Below are 18,045 nucleotides of genomic sequence, written 5' to 3'. Positions count from 1 at the left end.
ACCCCGTAGGTGGGAGGCCAGCGTTCAGGGGCACGATTGCGTCCGCCAGGGTCACCGAAGCGGACGATGCTGGAAGGACACCGTGTGAGCCGGATTTCGGTCCGGGGATTCGCAGTGGCTTCGGCCACCGCGGTCACCGCCGTCGGAAGCGTCGTAGGCGTTGCCTCGGGCAGCGTCGCACAGGCGCAGAACAATGACGCCGAGACGACGGCAGCCGACACCACGCTCCTGGCGGACATCCCCACGGGCCAGCAGGCCCAGGTACAGACCGCCTCCTTGACGCAGCAGGCCGACGCCCAGGCGATCCAGGCCGACGCGAGCGCCAAGAAGGACGCCGAGGAGTCGGCCCGCCTGGCCGCCGCCAAGACCGCCGTCGCCAAGAAGGCGGCCGCGGAGAAGGCGGAGAAGCTGGCCAAGGAGAAGGCTGCGGCGAAGGCCGCGGCCGCCAAGGCAAGCAGTTCCTCGTCGAGCTTCCCCGTGCAGAGCTCCTACACGGTCGCGCAGATCCAGTCGATGGCCGCCTCCATGGTGCCCAGCGGCCAGTTCCAGTGCTTCAGCAACATCGTGGACCACGAGTCCAGCTGGAACTACCGCGCGGTCAACGCCTCTTCCGGCGCCTACGGCCTCTTCCAGGCCCTGCCCGGTTCCAAGATGTCCTCGGTCGGTTCGGACTGGCAGACGAACCCGGCCACCCAGATCAAGTGGGGCCTCAACTACATGGACAGCCGCTACGGCAGCCCGTGCGAGGCCTGGTCCTTCTGGCAGGCGAACAGCTGGTACTAGGTCGTACGCCCGTTCCGGGCCGCTCAACCTCACGAGGCCCCTCCCCGTCATAGGGGGAGGGGCCTTCGCCCTGTACGGTCGGACTCGCAGCGACTCCAGGGGGGAGTGGTGGGGCAAGACGGGGGAAGAGGACGCATCATGTCGCGAGTACCAGGATGGCTCGGCAAAGTCGGCGCCGGACTGAGCGAGATGGGGGAGCGGTTGGACGAGCGCCGCGCCGAGGTCGAGAAGGACCACCCCGAGGCCGCGCCCGAACCGCCCGCCGAACACCCCGAGCCCCGGGAACCCGTACCGGTCACCATCGCCCGCGACCGCCCCGACCCCTCACTCGCCGTGCCCTGGGGTGTGCGCGTCGCCGCCGAGGCGGGCTGGCGGCTGCTGATCCTGGCCGGCACGGTCTGGGTCCTGATGCGCGTCATCAGCGCGGTCCAACTGGTCGTCCTGGCCTTCGTGGCGGCCCTCCTCATCACGGCCCTTCTCCAGCCGACGGTCGCCCGCCTGATCCGCTACGGCTTCCCCCGCGGCGTCGCCACCGCGCTCACCGCGATCCTCGGCTTCGTCGTGATGGGGCTGATCGGCTGGTTCGTGACCTGGCAGGTCATGGCGAACATCGACAACCTCTCCGACCAGGTCCAGAACGGCGTCGACGACCTGCGCAACTGGCTGCTCAAGGGCCCGTTCCACGTCACCGAGAAGCAGATCAACCAGATCGCGAAGAACCTCCGCGAGGCCATCGGCGCGAACACCGACCAGATCACCTCGGCGGGCCTGGAGGGCGTCCAGGTCATCGTGGAAGCCCTGACAGGCATCCTCCTGACAGTCTTTTCAACCCTCTTCCTTCTCTACGACGGCCCGCGGATCTGGCAGTGGTCGCTGAAGCTGGTGCCCGCGGCGGCGCGGCCGGCGATGGCGGGCGCGGGTCCCCGCGCGTGGCGCACGCTCACGGCTTACGTCCGCGGCACGGTGATAGTCGCCCTCATCGACGCCGTGTGCATCGGCGTCGGCATCTACTTCCTCGGCGTACCCATGGCCGTACCGCTGGCCGTCTTCATCTTCCTGTTCTCGTTCATCCCGCTGGTCGGCGCGGTGGCCTCCGGCGCGCTGGCGGTCGTCGTCGCGCTGGTCACCCAGGGCGTGTTCACCGCCCTCCTCACCCTGGCCGTGGTCCTCGCGGTCCAGCAGATCGAGGGCCACATCCTCCAGCCCTTCATCCTGGGCCGAGCGGTCCGGGTGCACCCTCTCGCGGTGGTCCTGTCGGTCGCCGCGGGCGGGATGGTCGCGGGGATCGGCGGAGCGGTGGTGGCGGTGCCGCTGGTGGCGGTGTTGAACACGGTGGTGAGTTACCTGAAGTCGTACTCCCAGGAACCGGGGCGGGGGGCTACGGCGGTGTCCTCATTGCCGGCGACCGATCCGGAACCGTCGGACCAGGCGCCGTAAAACCCTGGGGGCTCCGCCCCCAGACCCCCGTTTCCCACCCACCCACCCGTTTACTGGCGTTTGAAGGTGAACCTAAAAGCGCCCGTAAACGGGTGGTGGGTGGGCAAAGGCCCGGGGGCCTGGGGGCGGAGCCCCCAGCGAGACGGACGGTCAGCCGAAGTCACTCAGCGGCCAGAACCGCCTCCGCCTCCAACGTGACCCCGACCGCCTCCACAACAGCCGCGATCTTGAACGCCTCCTGGATCACCTCGCGCTCAACACCCGCCTTGCGCAACACCTGTTCGTGCGAGTCGAGACACATCCCGCACCCGTTGATCGCGGACACGGCGAACGACCACAGCTCGAAGTCGACCTTGTCGACCCCGGGGTTGCCGATGACGTTCATCCGCAGCCCCGCGCGCAGGGTGCCGTACTCGTGGTCGGACAGGAGGTGACGCGTCCGGTAGAAGACGTTGTTCATCGCCATGATCGCGGCGGCGGACCTGGCCGCACTGTACGCCTCCGGCGACAGGTTGGCCTTGGCCTCGGGCGCCAACTCCCGCAGCACCAAAGGAGAACGCGAGGCGATCGCCGTAGCGAGGACCGTCCCCCACAGCTGCTGGGCCGGCAGGTCGGAGTTGCCGATGACCGAACCGAGGTTGAGCTTCAGGTCCTTGGCGTAGTCCGGTATGGCGGACTTCAGGGTGTCCAGTGACATCTCAGGTCACTCCCCGGCGAGCAGCGCGCCCGCGTCGAGCGTGTCGTCGCCCTTGGTCCAGTTGCACGGGCAGAGCTCGTCCGTCTGGAGCGCGTCGAGGACCCGGAGGACCTCCTTCGGGTTACGGCCGACCGAGCCCGCGGTCACCATGGAGAACTGGATCTCGTTGTTCTGGTCCACGATGAACACCGCACGCTTGGCGAAGCCGTCCTCGCCCTCGATGCCGAGGTCGCGCATCAGCTCGTGCCTGGAGTCGGCGAGCATCGGGAACGGCAGGTCGCGCAGGTCGTCGTGGTCCTTGCGCCAGGCGTGGTGGACGAACTCGGAGTCGCCGGAGAAGCCGAGCACCTGGGCGTCACGGTCGGCGAACTCGTCGTTCAGCCTGCCGAAGGCGGCGATCTCGGTGGGGCACACGAAGGTGAAGTCCTTGGGCCATGCGAAGACGATCTTCCACTTGCCCTCGTAGGTCTTGTGGTCGATCTGCTGGAACTCCTGGCCCTTCTCCAGCGAGACACAGGCGGTCAGATCGAACGACGGGAACTTGTCACCGACAGTGAGCACACGCACTCCTTGCAGCGGAGAAACACCCAAGCGGAATGGGTGCTTCTCGTGGTTTGGTCGGCCCGATCCTGGCACAACGTGCATTGATTGTGGAAATAGCTACACTGGGTCGTGTTGATCGGAGGCGGTTATCAGTGACCGTTAGTAATACGAGTAAGAGGCGCCAGCCCAGCCTGGCCCAGCTGCGCGCCTTCTCCGCGGTCGCCGAGCACCTCCACTTCCGGGACGCCGCGGCCGCGATCGGCATGAGTCAGCCCGCCCTCTCCGGTGCCGTCGCCGCGCTGGAGGAGACCCTCGGCGTCACGCTCCTGGAGCGCACCACCCGCAAGGTGCTCCTCTCGCCCGCCGGCGAGCGGCTCGCCGTACGGGCGAAGGCGGTGCTGGAGGAGGTCGTGGCGCTGCTGGAGGAGGCGGAGGCGGTGCGGGCTCCGTTCACCGGGGCGCTGCGGCTCGGGGTCATCCCGACCGTCGCGCCGTATCTGCTGCCGACCGTGCTGCGACTGGTGCACGACCGGTACCCGGACCTCGACCTCCAGGTGCACGAGGAGCAGACCGCGAACCTGTTGGAGGGGCTGACGACCGGACGGCTCGACCTGCTGCTGCTCGCTGTACCGCTGGGGGTGCCGGGCGTGGTCGAACTCCCGTTGTTCGACGAGGACTTCGTGCTCGTCACCCCGCTCGATCATCCCCTCGGCGGGCAGACCGGCATCCCGCGCGAGGCGCTGCGCGAGCTGAACCTGCTGCTGCTCGACGAGGGGCACTGTCTGCGCGACCAGGCGCTCGACATCTGCCGGGAGGCGGGTCGGGAGGACGCCCCCGTCACCACCACCGCGGCCGGGCTGTCCACGCTGGTGCAGCTGGTCGCCGGCGGGCTCGGGGTCACGCTGCTGCCGCGTACCGCCGTGCGCGTCGAGACCACCCGCAGCGACCAACTCCTCACTGGCTACTTCACCGAGCCCGCCCCGACCCGCCGGATCGCCCTCGCGATGCGCACCGGCGCGGCCCGCCGCGCCGAGTACCAGGAGCTGGCCGCCGCCCTGCGCGAGGCGCTGAGGCCGTTGCCGGTACGGGTGTTGGGCGGCGGCGACCGAGCCGCTCCGGCGCGCGACTGACCCGCGCCCGTTCGGTCAAATGAGCGTCGGACAAAGGAAATCGAACGGCGGGAATTCTCAACTTCCGTCACCCGCAGGCAGGTAGGAAGAACCCGTCCGGAATATGCGCGCGGACTGATACACCTTCACCCCTCAGCGCTACACGTCAGTTGCGTGTACGAAAAGCCTAGGGGAGTGATGTCGGGCATTCGGGATTCCCTCGGCCGGGCCGGTCACGACCTGCTCGCGCGGGCTCTGGCGACCTGCGGGCGCGAGGAGTTCACCGGGGGACTGCGGGTGTCCGGCAGACCCGGCGGCACCTTCCATCTGCGCGGCGGACTCGTCGTCGCCGTGGAGAGCCCCGGCGCACCGGGACCCGAGGCGCTGCTGCTGCGCTCCGGCCGGGTCGGCGGCGAGCAATGGGCCGATCTGGTACGGGAGTCGGGCGGCACGCGCTGGCCGCTGGACGGGCTGGTCGCCCACGGGTACGCGGGGGCCGCCGAGTTGCGGATCGTGTGTGTGCTGGCCCTTCACGACGCGGCCTTCGCGGTCGTCGCCGGAGACATCGACGACTGCGAACTCGCCCCGGACGCCCAGCCGTTCGCCCCGGTCTCGCTCGGCGAGCCCTCGTCCCGGCTGCTCCAGGACGCGGTCCGCAAACGCGCCGCGATCTCCGCGCTGCCGTATCCCGTACGTCCCGACCGGGAACGCCCGCGGCCCCCGGCGCACGCCCTCGACGAGGCCGGACTCGGGCTGCTGCAACGGGAGTTGCTCGCCCACGTCGACGGCCGCCGTACCGCACGCGATCTCGCGTTCCGTACCGGCCGCGGGGTCTACCCGGTCACCGCCGAGGTCGCGCGGATGCTCGCCGAGGGACTGCTGGAGTGCGCGGACAGCCCCGTGCCGATCCCGGTGCGGGTGCCGGCCGAGGCGCCCGAGGAGTTTGTCGTGTGCCGTCGTGAGCAACCGGCGCTCCCACCGCCGCAGTTCACCGTGCCCGCCGAGCTGCCCCGGCGTAATCCGGGCGCCAGCGGTATCACCGAGACTCTCGTCCCCGAGAAGAGCGGGGCGGGCTGGAAAGGGTTCTTCCGCCTGCGGAACGGAACCTGGAAATGACCCTGATGAACACATGCGATCAGTTTTAGGGGAGTTGAGTAAGTGGATCACAAAGCCCTGACTTTGGAAATGCGCGAACTGCGGGAAAAGGTGACCGGTATCACCGACACCGCCCTCACGGCGGCCGACGGACTGCTCATCGCGGCCGACACCGCCGACACGATCGACCCGGAGGCCCTCGCCGCGCTGGCCGCGGCCGGCCTGGGCCTGGCCCGGCGCACCGCCGAGGCCACCGGCCGCGGCACGCTGCGCCAGACGGTGACGTACGGCAGTCACGGCTGCGCCGCGACCTACGCCGTCGGCGACACCGCGCTGATGGTGGTGCTCGGCGACGAGGGGATGGACGTCGACCGGCTGCACCTCGCGGCCCGGCCGACGCTCGACCGCATCGAGTCGATCCTCACGGAGAAGGCGTCAGAAGGAGTGTGAAGGGATGGCGACGAAACGTATGACCCCAGGATTCTCCGACCAGGTGATGGGCCTGGTCAAAACCCTCCGCACCGATGCCCCCGACTGTGTGGCCTCAGGTGTGGTCGACATGTCCACCGGCATGCTGCTGTCGTACGAGACCATCGACAACCACCCGCCAGAGGTCCTCGACCTGCTGGCGGGTGCGACCCTCGACCTGTTCCAGGGCCGGACGGTCGCGATGATCGAGGACGTCTTCAAGGAACGCCGCGGGATCACCAGTGACCACCACTATTTCCAGGAGATCCTCGTCAACAGCGAGAACCTCACCCATCTGTTCGTGCGGATGACCGAGCAACAGGACGTCGTCGCCGTGGTCGTCTGCCGCAAGTCCGTGAACGTGGGCATGCTCTTCGCCCAAGTCCGGCGCGTGGTGCGGGAGTACGGACTCTGAAAGCCCTGCGATCGGACGGCTGCGGGCGGACTACTCCGTGCGCAGCCCGTCCGGCCGCATCAGCCGCAGGAGAGGTGGCAGGCTCAGCAGGGTCACCGCCAGGACGATCCCCGCGCCGATGCCGGACATCGCCAGCACGCTCGACCAGTCGATGCGCACCGAGGTGGCGGTCATCTTCAGCAGTACCGCGCCCAGTGTCAGCCCCACCACCGTGGCCAGGGCCAGGCCGAGGCCGATCGGGATCGCCGTCTGCCACAGCACCGACAGGCTCAGCGTGCGCCGCCGGGTGCCGAAGGCGACCAGCGCCGACAGCAGCTTCTTGCGCTCGCGCAACTGCTCCAGCTGCGACACCAGCAGGCTCGCCCCGATGAGAAGCAGCACACAGGTGGCGCCGACGAACAGCCCGGTGCGGATCGAACGGAACTGCGGCGACACGTCGTTGCTCGCCAGGGTGAACATGTCCGCCAGCGGGTCCATCGTCGCGACGGTGTTCCGTACGTAGTCGCTCGCGTCCCGCACCGACTGGTCGAGCGAGACGAACACCTTCTGCTCCAGGCCCTTCACCGCGTTCGCGGGCAGCGCGCCCGAGGTGATCAGCAGCCCGTCGCGGGCGTAGCCGGTCGGGTCCTCGCGGGGGGTCGCCGTCTTCAGCCCGGCCGGTACCTTCCAGGCGGCGGGGGTGGCCGAGGTCTGGTCGTACGACGGGTCGAAGTACACCGTCCTGCCGGCCGTGGACAGCCGCTTCGTCATGGCGGCGGTCCCGCTGTCGCTGCTGGTGATCCGGAAGACGTCGCCGTCCCGGCAGGCCGTCAGGCGGGCCACCGCGCGCAGTTGGGCGCAGCTGCCGACGGCCACTTCCAGCTCGTCGTCCGGGTTCTTCGCCCGGTCGCCGACCGAGGTCTGCGAGATGGCCGACGTACCGCTCACGCCCTTGGTCCCCGCGATCTTCCGGTCGGCCTCGGCCAGCGAGGTGCCGCTGTTGATGGAGATCTCCATCTGGGCCCGGTGCAGGTCGTTGCCGGTCGACTTGGTGTAGTTGCCCTGCACACCGGAGAACAGCATCTGAAGGGCGATCGCCCCGGCCACCGCGACCGCGATGCCGTTGACCATCCGGGCGGCCGTACCACTGCTCAACTGGAGCCTGCGGACGGCGAGTTGCCAGGACACCGAGCCGGAGTTCAGCCGGGCCACGGTGGCCTCGACGACCCAGGGCAGCAGGGCGGTGACGCCGACGAGCAGCAGGACTGTGCCACCGATCACCAGCCACTGGTTGAAGTTGCCGTTGGAGTCGCCCTTGCCGGTCATCGGGTAGAGCATCGCGAGGCCGGCCAGCGGCAGCAGCAGCCGCCACCACAGCCGGCGCCGCGGCGGCTTCGCCTTGCGGACCACACCGAGCGGCTCGATGACGACCCCGCGCAGCGCGAGCAGCGTCACCAGCACGGCCGCGGCCGGTACGGCGACGGCGACGAGCAGGGCGAGCGCGGGCGACGGGTTGAGGTCGCTGGGGTACAGGCTGATGTCCCGCACGTCCAGCAGGGACGCCAACTGCCGCCCGACCAGGAAGAACCCGGTGCCGAAGACGAGCCCGAGGAGCGCCCCCGCGAGCGCCTCGCCGCCCGCGATCCGGCGTGCCATCCGCCCGTCCGCGCCGACCAGACGCAGGGCCGCGAGCCGCCGGTCCCGGCGTTCGCCGCCGAAGCGCACGGCCGCGGCGATGAACACCGCGACCGGCAGCAGCAGCACGACGAACACGATCAGGATCAGCAGGAGCAGCACCGGGTCCAGCTTGTCCGGCGTGCTGCCCGGGGAGGGCCCGTAGTAGTTGATGCGCTCGACGCTGCCGCCGGACTGACGCCCTTCCAGTCCCTTCCCGCCCGAGTAGTAGGCGAGTTCGGCGGGCCCGATGAGCCCGGTCTGCCCGATCGTGCCGGTGATCCGGTAGGGCAGCCGCGCACGCAGCAGCTTCCCGGAGTCCGACTTCAGCAGCTTCTCCAGCGCGGGGGAGACGACCATGTCGCCCACCGCGGGGAACTTCGAGATCCCCGGCGGGAGCGGCGCCTTGGCGCCCTCGGGCTCCAGCAGCCGGCCGCGGACGTCCTTGCTGCGGAACGTGGTGTCCGTGTCGGCGACGACGACCGTGTTGTCCGCCTTCGGCAGCCGCTTCCCGCTGTACGTGAAGTCCATCCGGGCACTGCCGCGCGCGTCCCGCTCGGACAACGCGTTCGGCAGTGCGGTCGTGAGCAGCAGCAGCGCCACCCCGAGCCCGACGCCGACAGCCGTCAGGACGGCCCGCACCCAGCCCTCACGCCCGCCGCCGAAGGCGAACCGCACCCCCATGGCCAGATCGGCCGACCACTGACGCACGTTCATACGACGCGCTCCATGTCCGTGGACTTGCCGTCCCGTACGACGATCTCGCGGTCCGAGTAGGCCGCCACCCGCGCCTCGTGCGTGACCAGCACGACGGCCGCGTTGGTGGACCGGGCCGCCTCGGTCAGCAGCTCCATCACGCGCTCTCCGTTGAGCGAGTCGAGCGCGCCGGTCGGTTCGTCGGCGAACAGCACGCGCGGGCTGGTGACCAGCGAGCGGGCCACGGCGACGCGCTGCCCCTGCCCGCCGGAGACCTCGCCGGGCCGCTTCTTGGCGAGGTCGTCGACCTCCAGCCGCTCCATCCAGGCGAGCGCGGTCCGCTCGGCCTCCTTGCGGTGCGTGCCGTTCAGCCGCAGCGGCAGGGCGACGTTCTCGACGCAGGTCAGCTCCGGCACCAACTGGCCGAACTGGAACACGAACCCGAACTCCGAGCGGCGCAGCGCACTGCGCTGGGCGTCGCTCATGGTCGCCATCTCCTGCTCGTTGTACGTGATCGAGCCCGAGTCGGGCGGCACGATCCCGGCGAGACAGTGCAGCAGCGTCGACTTCCCCGACCCGGAGGGCCCCATCACGGCGACGACCTCACCGGGATGGATGGAGAACTCCGCGCCGTCCAGCGCGGTCGTCGGCCCGTAGGCCTTGCGCAGCTCATGGGCTGCGAGCAGGGAACCAGCGGGATGTGTCGTCACTTGGCCACCACCTCGGCGAGTTTGTCGAGGCGCGCGGCGGTGAGCTCCAGCCACCGCAGGTCGGCCTCCAGATGGAAGAGGGCGTGGTCGCAGATCAACTGGTCCGCGAGATCGCCCTTGCGCTTGCGGTCGGTCAGGATCCGCATGCTGCGCAGATGCTCGGACCGCTGCACGTCGAGGATCTCGGCCGCGTTCCGGTGGGTCAGCAGCGCGAGGACGACCTTGGTGTAGAGGGCCGACTGCAGATAGGGCTCGGGCTTCTCCGGCGTCGCGAGCCACTTCTGTACGTCGGTGACCCCGGCGTCGGTGATCGCGTACCGCTTGCGCTCGGGACCGCCGCCCGCCTCCATCCCGTCGACCTCGACGAGGCCGTTCTTCAGCAGGCGGGACATCGTCGAATAGACCTGGCCGTAGTGCAGCGGCCGGTCGTGACCGAACTTCTCGTCGAAGGCCCGCTTCAGGTCGTAACCGTGACGCGGGCCGGACTCCAGGAGCCCCAGAAGGGTGTGACCGATGGACATGCGGAGCACTCTACACACGGGGTATACGCGGTGTGTATACGCACGGTGTGTAGATCATGGCGGGGGGTGTGGAGGTGCAGGTCGGGGCCGATTGTCACGTTTCTGCTACACGCTGGGATCTCTGTCGAGGCCGCGCATCATCAGCCCGTCCGGCGTTTGAGGACGAGGCCCTTCAGGCCGACGGGGGTCTGGGGGCGGAGCCCCCAGGAGGCCGACCACGACGCGGCAGCGGCCCGGCCTCACCGGGCAACCGACCCGCCTCCGCCAGAGCCCGCCGCAACAGAAACTCGATCTGCGCATTGGCGGACCGCAGTTCATCACCGGCCCACCGGGCAACAGCCTCGTACACCGAAGGGTCCAACCGCAGCAGCACCTGCTTGCGCTGCTGCGGCTGACGCTGGGGGGCTGAACCCCCGGAGGGAACCGTCACTGGTACAGGGTGCCCGTGTTCAGCACGGGCTGCGGTGCCCGGTCCCCGCAGAGCACCACCAGGAGGTTGGAGACCATCGCCGCCTTCCGTTCGTTGTCCAGCTCCACGATGTCCTCCTCGGTGATCCGGGCCAGTGCCGCCTCGACCATGCCCACCGCGCCGTCGACGATCTGCCGCCGGGCCGCGACGACCGCCCCGGCCTGCTGCCGCTGGAGCATCGCCGAGGCGATCTCGGGCGCGTACGCGAGATGCGTGAAGCGGGACTCGATGATCTGGACGCCGGCCGCCTCGACCCGGGCGCTCAGTTCGACGGCGAGCTTCTCGGTGATCTCCTCGGCGTTGCCGCGCAGCGAGAGCCCGCCCTCGTCGTGGGCGTCGTAGGGATACTCGATGGCGATGTGCCGTACGGCCGTCTCGGTCTGGGTGGCGACGAACTCGGTGTAGTCGTCGACCTCGAAGGTGGCCTGCGCGGTGTCGCGGACCTTCCAGACCACGACCGCGGCGAGCTCGATCGGGTTGCCGTAGGCGTCGTTGACCTTGAGGGCCGCGGTCTCGTGGTTGCGGACGCGGGTCGAGATCTTCGTGCGCGAGGTGAACGGGTTCACCCAGCGCAGCCCGTCCCGCCGGATCGTCCCCCGGTACCGCCCGAAGAGCTGCACGACCCGCGCCTCGCCCGGCGCCACCGTGTTCAGCCCGCGCATCGCGATGAACGCGGCGAGCAGGACGAGGATGCCGCCGATGATCAGCGCGGCCTTGGCGCCGCCCGCGTCGACCGCACCGGCTCCGACCAGCAGCCCGGCGGAGACGAGCAGCCCGGCCAGACCGAGGACGAGCGCGAGCCCGCCGCCGATGCTGTGCGCGGCGAACTCCCGCACGCGCGGAGCGGGCATGTCGGGTACGTCTGCGGGTACTTCGGTGGTCATGGTGTTCCCCCGTAGCTCGGTTGAATCAAAGTGATATCACTTTACCCGGGTACGGCAACCCTCAACCCCTCTCGTACGTCGGTTCCATAAGGACGGGTGCTGATTGTCACGTCCGTAATGGACCGGATCGACAGCCCTTTGTCACAACTCCTGGTGTTAGCTTTCTGAGCTGACTTGACGGGCGAACCTGTGTGACACCAGAGCACAAGAGAGCGAAGCGGAGCGAAACGGACTCATGGGACGAGCGGAAGAGAGACGAGCGCGCCAACGCGGTGGCCACCGCGCGGCGCCCAAGACCCGCCGCTCGTCGGGGGCGGACGGCGCGGGCACCAAGGGCTCCAAGGACGGCAAGAGCTTCATACGCAGGCTCTTCACCTGGAAGAAGATCCTCGGTACGTTTCTCGGCTTCTGCCTGCTCGGCATCGGTGCGTTCATCGTGCTCTACATGATGATCAGCATCCCCGCGGGCAACGCCGACGCGAAGCTGCAGAGCAACGTCTACAAGTACAGCGACGGCTCGATCCTGACCCGCAAGGGCGACGTGAACCGTGAGAACGTCGACCTCTCACAGGTTCCCAAGGCCGTCCAGGAGACGTTCGTCGCCGCCGAGAACAAGACGTTCTACAGCGATGCCGGCGTCGACCTCAAGGGCACCGCCCGCGGACTGCTCAACACGCTGTCCGGCAAGGGCGCGCAGGGCGGCTCGACGATCACCCAGCAGTACGTCAAGAACTACTACCTGACGCAGGACCAGACCGTCACGCGCAAGCTGAAGGAAATGGTCATCTCGCTGAAGCTGGACCGCGAGAAGTCCAAGGACTACATCCTCGCCGGTTACATCAACACCAGTTACTACGGCCGCGGCGCCTACGGCATCCAGGCCGCGGCGCAGGCGTACTACCGGGTCGACGCCAAGGACCTCACCGTCCAGCAGGGCGCCTATCTCGCCGCGCTGCTCCAGGCGCCGAACCAGTACGACTGGGCGATCGCGACCGACACCGGCAAGAAGCTGGTGCAGGCGCGCTGGAACTACGTCCTGGACAACATGGTCGGGCAGGACTGGCTCAGTTCCGCCAAGCGTGAGGCCATGACGTTCCCGGTCCCCAAGGCGCCCAAGGCCGAGGCCGGCATGGCGGGCCAGACCGGCTACATGGTGACCGCCGCCAACGAGGCCCTGGAGAAGCAGCTGATCGCCTCGGGGCAGGCCGCCAACGCCAAGGACGCCGAGACGCTGGTCAGCGCGGGCGGCTGGACGATCACGCTCAACATCGACAAGAAGAAGCAGGCCCAGCTGGAGAAGTCGGTCAAGTCCCAGCTGACCAGCAAACTCGACGCCAAGAAGCGCAAGGTCGACGGCAACGTCCAGCCCGGCGCGGTCTCCGTGAACCCGAAGACGGGCGCGGTCGTGGCGATGTACGGCGGCGCGGACTACCTCAAGCACTTCACGAACAACGCGACCCGCAGTGACTACCAGCCCGCCTCCACCTTCAAGCCGGTGATCCTGGCCGCGGCCCTGGCCGACGAGGCCAAGACGCAGTCCGGCAAGACGATCACCACCAACACGCTCTACGACGGCACCAGCAAGCGCCCGGTCGTGGGCAGCGACATCGCGTTCGCGCCGGAGAACGAGGACGACCAGGACTACGGCAAGGTCACCGTCCAGACGGCGATGAACAAGTCCATCAACTCGGTCTTCGCGCAGCTCGGTGTCGACGTCGGCATGGACAAGGTCATGAAGACCGCGGGCGAGCTGGGCATGGACACCGGCGACCTGAAGGCCGTGCCGGCGCAGACCCTGGGCACCATGGGCGCGAGCCCGATGGAGATGGCCGGCGTCTACGCCACCTTCGACAACCACGGCAAGAAGGTCACCCCGGCGATCATCAAGTCGGTCGCGCACAACACGCGCACGGTCACCCTGCCGAACCCGATCGGCGCCCAGGTCATCCCGCGCCAGGCCGCCGACACGGTGTCCTCGGTGCTGACCGGTGTGGTCGACGACGGTACGGCGAAGGTGTCGGTGGCCGAGAACAGCAAGCGCGACGGCCAGCAGGTGGCCGGTAAGACGGGTACGTCCGACAACAACCTGTCGGCCTGGTTCACCGGCTACACGCCCGACCTGGTGACCTCGGTGGGCCTGTTCGGTGAGGACGCCAAGACCCACGCCCAGGTCCCGCTGACCGGTGCGACCGGCCTGATCAGCGCGGGCGGCGGCCGTATCAACGGTGGCGGCTACCCGGCGCAGATCTGGGCGACGTACATGTTCGGAGTGACCAAGGCGAACGGCAAGTTCGACCTGGACACCGACCAGGGCGCGGCCGTCGAGCCGACGTACACGCCCACGCCGACCCCGACCCTGACGGCGACACCGTCCGAGTCGCCGACGACGAAGTCTCCGTCGCCGACCCCGACGACGGAGTCACCCACGCCGACCCCGACTCCTACGCCCACGCCGACACCCACCCCGACGCCGACGACCAGTCCGCCGACGACACCGGGTGACGACAACACGGACAACCCCTTCGACCAGCTCGACCAGTAGGTGCGTCACGCGCCGAGAGGGCGCCCGGCACTTCGCCGGGCGCCCTCTCTCGTACCGCTGGGTGAACTCGCGTACCGCTAGGCGAAGTTCGCGGCGATCCGGTCGCCGAGTTCCTTGTCGACGTTGTGCCAGTACTGCAGGGCACGGTCGAGGACCGAGCGGGACACGTCGGCCTTCAGATGGCCGCTGATGTTCGACACCAGCCGGTCGCGGGCCGCGTCGTCGAGGACCTCGCGGACCATCGTGCCCGCCTGGCCCCAGTCGTCGTCCTCGCGGTGCAACTTCGTTGCCTCGCGCACCAGTTCACCGGCGGTCTGCCAGCTCGCCGGGTCGCCGAACCGCCCGTAGTCGGCAGCCGGTCCGCCGTAGGAGTTCGGTGCGTACGGCCGCGCCGCGTTGGACGCCTCGTACCGCATCGGGCCGTCCTTGGCGTACGAGTTGACCGGGGAGTGCGGCCGATTGGGCGGCAGCTGGGTGTAGTTGGGGCCGATCCGGTACCGATGGGTGTCCGGGTACGAGAACAGCCGGCCCAGCAGCATCTTGTCCGGGGACGGGCCGATGCCGGGCACCAGGTTCGAGGGCTCGAAGGCGGCCTGCTCGATGTGGACGAAGTAGTCCTCGGGGTTCCTGTTGAGGGTCATCCGGCCGACGTCGATCAGCGGGTAGTCCCCGTGCGGCCAGACCTTCGTCAGGTCGAAGGGGTTGAAACGGTAGTCCGCCGCGTCCTCGAACGGCATGATCTGGACCTTGAGGCTCCAGCTCGGCGCGTTCCCGGACTCGATCGACTCGTGCAGGTCACGGCGGTGCTTGTCGCCGTCGGACCCGGCCAGCTCGTCGGCCTCGGCCTGCGTGAGGTACTCGATGCCCTGGTCGGTCTTGAAGTGGTACTTCACCCAGAACCGCTCACCGGCGCCGTTGATCCACATGTAGGTGTGGGAGCTGTAGCCGTTCATGTGGCGGTACGTCTTCGGGATGCCCCGGTCGCCCATCAGCCAGGTCACCTGGTGCGCCGACTCGGGGGAGAGGGTCCAGAAGTCCCACTGCATGTCGTTGCTGCGCAGCCCGGTCACCGGGTGGCGCTTCTGCGAGCGGATGAAGTCCTGGAACTTGATCGTGTCACGGACGAAGAAGACCGGGGTGTTGTTGCCCACCATGTCGTAATTGCCGTGCTCTGTGTAGAACTTGAGCGCGAAGCCGCGGGGGTCGCGCCAGGTGTCGGGCGAGCCCTGCTCACCGGCGACGGTGGAGAACCGCGCCAGCATCTCGGTGCGTTTGCCCGGCTGGAAGAGGTCGGCCCTGGTGAACTGGCTGACGTCGTTGGTGACTTCGAAGAAACCGTACGCACCGGAGCCCTTGGCGTGCACCACCCGCTCGGGGACCCGCTCCCGGTTGAACTGGGCCATCTTCTCGATGAGGTAGTGGTCCTGGAGCAGGATCGGGCCGTCGGGGCCGACGGTGAGCGAGTGTTCGTCGCTCTCCACCGGGATTCCGACGTTGTTCGTGGTGTACGGAGCCTGCTGGGGTGTCTGCGTCACGAGCGCGTCCTCCTGTCAGAGAGAGTAGGTCGCTTCGCCTTCGCGTACCCCAGCAGTCAACTCCGACGCCGGTACGTCGGCAACTTTTGGACGGGGTCTAATTCCGGTTCAGTTCGAACCAGACCACCTTTCCGGTGCTGAGCCGGGTGGCTCCCCACCGACGGGCCAGTCTGTTGACCAGATACAGCCCGCGTCCGCCCTCGTCCGTGGCCCGCGCCTGCCGCAGCCGGGGCAGCTGGGGCACGTCGTCGCCGACCTCGCAGCGCAGCACGTCGGTCCGCAGCAGCCGGAGCGTGACCGGCCGCGACGCGTACCGCACGGCGTTCGTCACGACCTCGCTGACCAGCAGCTCCACGGAGTCGCTCATGTCCTCCATGCCCCAGCGGGCCAGCGCGCGCCGGGCCAGCCGGCGGGCCTGGCCGGGGGCCGAGTCCTCCGGGTCGAGGAACCAGTACGCCACGTCACTCGGCGCGATCCCGTCGAAGCGGGCGGCGAGCAGCGCGATGTCGTCGTCCCGGTCGCCCGGGCCGAGCATGTCGAGCACCTCGTCGCACAGGGCTTCCAGGGGCGGCGGGTGATCGGGTCCGGTGAGCTGCGCGACCGCGGCGAGTTTCTCGCGAAGCTGCTCTATCCCGGTCCAGACGTCCCGCAGCCGCGACTCGACGAGCCCGTCCGTGTAGAGGAGGAGCGTGGCCCCGGCGGGCGCGTCCAGTTCCACGGCCTCGAAGTCGACCCCGCCGACACCGATCGGGGCGCCGGGCGGCACCCGCAGGACCTCGGCCCGGCCGCCCAGGTGCAGCAGCACCGGCGGCGGGTGTCCCGCGTTGGCGATGGTGATGCGGTGCGAGACCGGGTCGTAGACCGCGTAGAGGCAGGTCGCCATGCGGTCGGTGCCCAGCCGCTGGGCCTGTTCGTCGAGGTGGTGCAGGACCTCCTGCGGGGGCAGGTCGAGACCCGCCAACGTCTGCGCTGTGGTGCGGAGTTGGCCCATGATCGCGGCCGACGTCATGGAGTGGCCCATGACGTCGCCGACGACCAGGGCGACCCGGCTGCCGGGCAGCGGGATCGCGTCGTACCAGTCGCCGCCGACGCGCGCCGTCTCGGCGGCGGGCAGATACCGGGACGCCAGCCGGACGCCGGTGGGGCGGGGCAGGGTCTCGGGGAGCATGGTGCGCTGCAGCTCGTCGGCGATGTACGCCTCACGGCCGTAGAGCACCGCCTTGTCGATGCCCAGGGCGCTGTGGGTGGCGAGCTGGGCGGCGACCAGGAGGTCGTCGGCCTCGAACGCCATGCGCTCGGGGCGGCGCAGGAAGAGTGCGGCGCCGATCACCCGGCGCCGGCCGCGTAGCGGCGCGAGGATCGCGCGCTGGCCGGCCGGGACGATCAACTCGCCGCCCTCGCCGAGCAGTTCCGGCAGTGCGGCGCGGGCGGCAGGAGAGTCGGCGAATACGGGACGCACGCCCCGCAGCACCTCGTTGAGCGCGCCGCCGGGCCGTACCTCGCACAACTCGGCGGTGACCGCGGACAGTTCGGAGGGCTGCTCGGGCTGGATCGCGGGCATGAAGCCGTTCTCCGTGTCCCGCTCCTCCGGGATGCGGTCGGTACGGCGCAGGCGCAGCACGACGGGACCCGTGGGCCGCTCGTCGCCCACGGGCAGCGGGTCGCGCAGATAGACCAGGATCGCGTCCGAGAACGTCGGCACGGTCGCCCGGCACAGCCCCATGACGATCTCGTCCAGGTCGATGCCGCGGGCGATCCGCCGGGTCGCGGCACCCACGAAGCGCAGCCGGTCCCCGTCCCGCCGCATCGGCATGGGACCAGCGGGCGGCAGCCCCTGGCCCGTACGGCGCTCCTTGCCGGCGGCGTCGGAGACCTCGGCGCCGCCCGGCTGGACCGGGATGCCGTCGGGCGAGGGACGGGGGCGATGGGTGTCGGGTTCGGCGGCCGAGGGCTGGGAGTGCTCGGAACCGGCTGCGGCGGTATCGGGCTCGGGCTTCACAGGGGTACCTGCCGGGTCCTTCCCCTTGGCGCGGGACGTGCTCGTACCCGGCGCCGAAGGCGGCTCGCCGGTGCGTGCCTGTGCCGGTAAACCGGCACCACCGGACGGCCTGGACGGCGTCGAGGTGTGCAGGAGCGCCCCGCGGGGGTCTGCGGGGTCGGCGCCGCTCGGGCGCTCGAAGGAGGTGGGGTGCTCCGTCACGCGTGTCGAATCCGTCCGTCCGGGACCGCACGCGGTACGTGCGGATCGTCCCGCTGAAATGCCGATACCCGGAATACGTGCCCCAGGAACGGAATTCCCGCGTGGTCAGAGGCTGTTCCTGTGCCACCGGCGGACCGGCGGCCCGCTCCGGTGTCGCCCTGATACCCCTCGCTCACGTCCTGCCGCCCCTCGGTGACGTCTGGTCAGTCCCGGTACATGCCCCGGGAGTTGTGCGGTGCCCTTGCGGAGGACGATCCTACGGTTGCGCACCGGGGGCGCATCAAGGGT

General features: G+C 69.4%; 16 protein-coding genes. 7 read left to right on the top strand and 9 right to left on the bottom strand.

Translation table 11 applies throughout. From position 1 onward, the window contains the following. Positions 1-66: 66 nt before the first annotated feature. Positions 67-783, top strand: coding sequence for a lytic transglycosylase domain-containing protein (locus tag ACGFY9_RS36645; protein WP_393761530.1), 717 nt, complete (start codon positions 67-69; stop codon positions 781-783). Between the two features lie 138 nt (positions 784-921). Continuing rightward, on the top strand, positions 922-2,220 hold the full coding sequence (locus ACGFY9_RS36640) for an AI-2E family transporter (RefSeq protein WP_393761528.1): 1,299 nt from the start codon (positions 922-924) through the stop codon (positions 2,218-2,220). A gap of 160 nt (positions 2,221-2,380) precedes the next feature. Here ACGFY9_RS36640 and ACGFY9_RS36635 read toward each other — a convergent pair whose 3' ends face one another. Together ACGFY9_RS36635 and ACGFY9_RS36630 are read right to left on the bottom strand one after the other, a co-directional pair. Next, on the bottom strand, positions 2,381-2,917 hold the full coding sequence (locus ACGFY9_RS36635; RefSeq protein WP_393761526.1) for an alkyl hydroperoxide reductase: 537 nt from the start codon (positions 2,915-2,917) through the stop codon (positions 2,381-2,383). Between the two features lie 6 nt (positions 2,918-2,923). Next, complete coding sequence (locus ACGFY9_RS36630; RefSeq protein WP_393761524.1) at positions 2,924-3,478, bottom strand: peroxiredoxin; 555 nt, start codon at positions 3,476-3,478, stop codon at positions 2,924-2,926. A gap of 134 nt (positions 3,479-3,612) precedes the next feature. Here ACGFY9_RS36630 and ACGFY9_RS36625 point away from each other — a divergent pair, with 134 nt between their 5' ends. The 4 genes from ACGFY9_RS36625 to ACGFY9_RS36610 all read left to right on the top strand — a co-directional run bounded on the left by ACGFY9_RS36625 (position 3,613) and on the right by ACGFY9_RS36610 (position 6,547). Beyond that, positions 3,613-4,590 (top strand): LysR substrate-binding domain-containing protein, encoded by a 978-nt coding sequence (locus tag ACGFY9_RS36625; RefSeq protein WP_393761522.1) that lies wholly within the window; start codon positions 3,613-3,615, stop codon positions 4,588-4,590. Between the two features lie 177 nt (positions 4,591-4,767). Continuing rightward, a complete protein-coding gene (locus ACGFY9_RS36620; protein ID WP_393761520.1) occupies positions 4,768-5,685 on the top strand; it encodes a MarR family transcriptional regulator in 918 nt (305 codons plus the stop codon). Between the two features lie 69 nt (positions 5,686-5,754). Further along, entirely contained in the window at positions 5,755-6,114 is a 360-nt protein-coding gene (locus ACGFY9_RS36615; protein ID WP_393761897.1) for a roadblock/LC7 domain-containing protein, read from the top strand. A gap of 4 nt (positions 6,115-6,118) precedes the next feature. Continuing rightward, the gene (locus ACGFY9_RS36610; RefSeq protein ID WP_026150674.1) at positions 6,119-6,547 is read left to right on the top strand and encodes a hypothetical protein; all 429 of its coding nucleotides are present in this window, start codon (positions 6,119-6,121) and stop codon (positions 6,545-6,547) included. A 30-nt stretch (positions 6,548-6,577) separates the two neighbouring features. Here the strand turns inward: ACGFY9_RS36610 and ACGFY9_RS36605 are convergent, their stop codons facing one another. From ACGFY9_RS36605 to ACGFY9_RS36585, 5 genes are all read right to left on the bottom strand, one after another. Continuing rightward, a complete protein-coding gene (locus tag ACGFY9_RS36605; RefSeq protein WP_393761518.1) occupies positions 6,578-8,917 on the bottom strand; it encodes an ABC transporter permease in 2,340 nt (779 codons plus the stop codon). Further along, on the bottom strand, positions 8,914-9,606 hold the full coding sequence (locus tag ACGFY9_RS36600) for an ABC transporter ATP-binding protein (protein ID WP_393761517.1): 693 nt from the start codon (positions 9,604-9,606) through the stop codon (positions 8,914-8,916). The genes ACGFY9_RS36605 and ACGFY9_RS36600 overlap by 4 nt, the downstream gene beginning before the upstream one ends. Further along, on the bottom strand, positions 9,603-10,127 hold the full coding sequence (locus ACGFY9_RS36595; RefSeq protein ID WP_393761516.1) for a PadR family transcriptional regulator: 525 nt from the start codon (positions 10,125-10,127) through the stop codon (positions 9,603-9,605). Before ACGFY9_RS36595 ends, ACGFY9_RS36600 begins: the two co-directional genes overlap by 4 nt. 172 nt (positions 10,128-10,299) lie before the next feature. Beyond that, positions 10,300-10,608 (bottom strand): hypothetical protein, encoded by a 309-nt coding sequence (locus tag ACGFY9_RS36590; protein ID WP_393761896.1) that lies wholly within the window; start codon positions 10,606-10,608, stop codon positions 10,300-10,302. Further along, on the bottom strand, positions 10,554-11,480 hold the full coding sequence (locus ACGFY9_RS36585) for an SPFH domain-containing protein (RefSeq protein WP_393761515.1): 927 nt from the start codon (positions 11,478-11,480) through the stop codon (positions 10,554-10,556). The genes ACGFY9_RS36590 and ACGFY9_RS36585 overlap by 55 nt, the downstream gene beginning before the upstream one ends. Before the next feature lie 235 nt (positions 11,481-11,715). Between ACGFY9_RS36585 and ACGFY9_RS36580 the strand changes: the two genes are divergently transcribed. After that, positions 11,716-14,022, top strand: coding sequence for a transglycosylase domain-containing protein (locus ACGFY9_RS36580; protein ID WP_393761513.1), 2,307 nt, complete (start codon positions 11,716-11,718; stop codon positions 14,020-14,022). 77 nt (positions 14,023-14,099) lie between these two features. Here ACGFY9_RS36580 and ACGFY9_RS36575 read toward each other — a convergent pair whose 3' ends face one another. Both ACGFY9_RS36575 and ACGFY9_RS36570 read right to left on the bottom strand, forming a co-directional pair. Continuing rightward, on the bottom strand, positions 14,100-15,557 hold the full coding sequence (locus ACGFY9_RS36575; protein WP_393761511.1) for a catalase: 1,458 nt from the start codon (positions 15,555-15,557) through the stop codon (positions 14,100-14,102). A gap of 97 nt (positions 15,558-15,654) precedes the next feature. Further along, on the bottom strand, positions 15,655-17,757 hold the full coding sequence (locus tag ACGFY9_RS36570) for a SpoIIE family protein phosphatase (RefSeq protein WP_393761509.1): 2,103 nt from the start codon (positions 17,755-17,757) through the stop codon (positions 15,655-15,657). Positions 17,758-18,045: the final 288 nt, after the last annotated feature.

The sequence above is a fragment of the Streptomyces sp. NPDC048504 genome, from assembly GCF_043200035.1.
Lineage (GTDB): Bacteria > Actinomycetota > Actinomycetes > Streptomycetales > Streptomycetaceae > Streptomyces.
This window is presented reverse-complemented; position numbering and strand designations above follow the sequence as displayed.

Bases quoted from the DNA above. Each gene is read 5' to 3' on its own strand.
- ACGFY9_RS36645 (WP_393761530.1), top strand. From the start codon at position 67: ATGCTGGAAGGACACCGTGTGAGCCGGATTTCGGTCCGGGGATTCGCA.
- ACGFY9_RS36640 (WP_393761528.1), top strand. From the start codon at position 922: ATGTCGCGAGTACCAGGATGGCTCGGCAAAGTCGGCGCCGGACTGAGC.
- ACGFY9_RS36635 (WP_393761526.1), bottom strand. From the start codon at position 2,917: ATGTCACTGGACACCCTGAAGTCCGCCATACCGGACTACGCCAAGGAC.
- ACGFY9_RS36620 (WP_393761520.1), top strand. From the start codon at position 4,768: ATGTCGGGCATTCGGGATTCCCTCGGCCGGGCCGGTCACGACCTGCTC.
- ACGFY9_RS36615 (WP_393761897.1), top strand. From the start codon at position 5,755: ATGCGCGAACTGCGGGAAAAGGTGACCGGTATCACCGACACCGCCCTC.
- ACGFY9_RS36610 (WP_026150674.1), top strand. From the start codon at position 6,119: ATGGCGACGAAACGTATGACCCCAGGATTCTCCGACCAGGTGATGGGC.
- ACGFY9_RS36605 (WP_393761518.1), bottom strand. From the start codon at position 8,917: ATGAACGTGCGTCAGTGGTCGGCCGATCTGGCCATGGGGGTGCGGTTC.
- ACGFY9_RS36595 (WP_393761516.1), bottom strand. From the start codon at position 10,127: ATGTCCATCGGTCACACCCTTCTGGGGCTCCTGGAGTCCGGCCCGCGT.
- ACGFY9_RS36585 (WP_393761515.1), bottom strand. From the start codon at position 11,480: ATGACCACCGAAGTACCCGCAGACGTACCCGACATGCCCGCTCCGCGC.
- ACGFY9_RS36580 (WP_393761513.1), top strand. From the start codon at position 11,716: ATGGGACGAGCGGAAGAGAGACGAGCGCGCCAACGCGGTGGCCACCGC.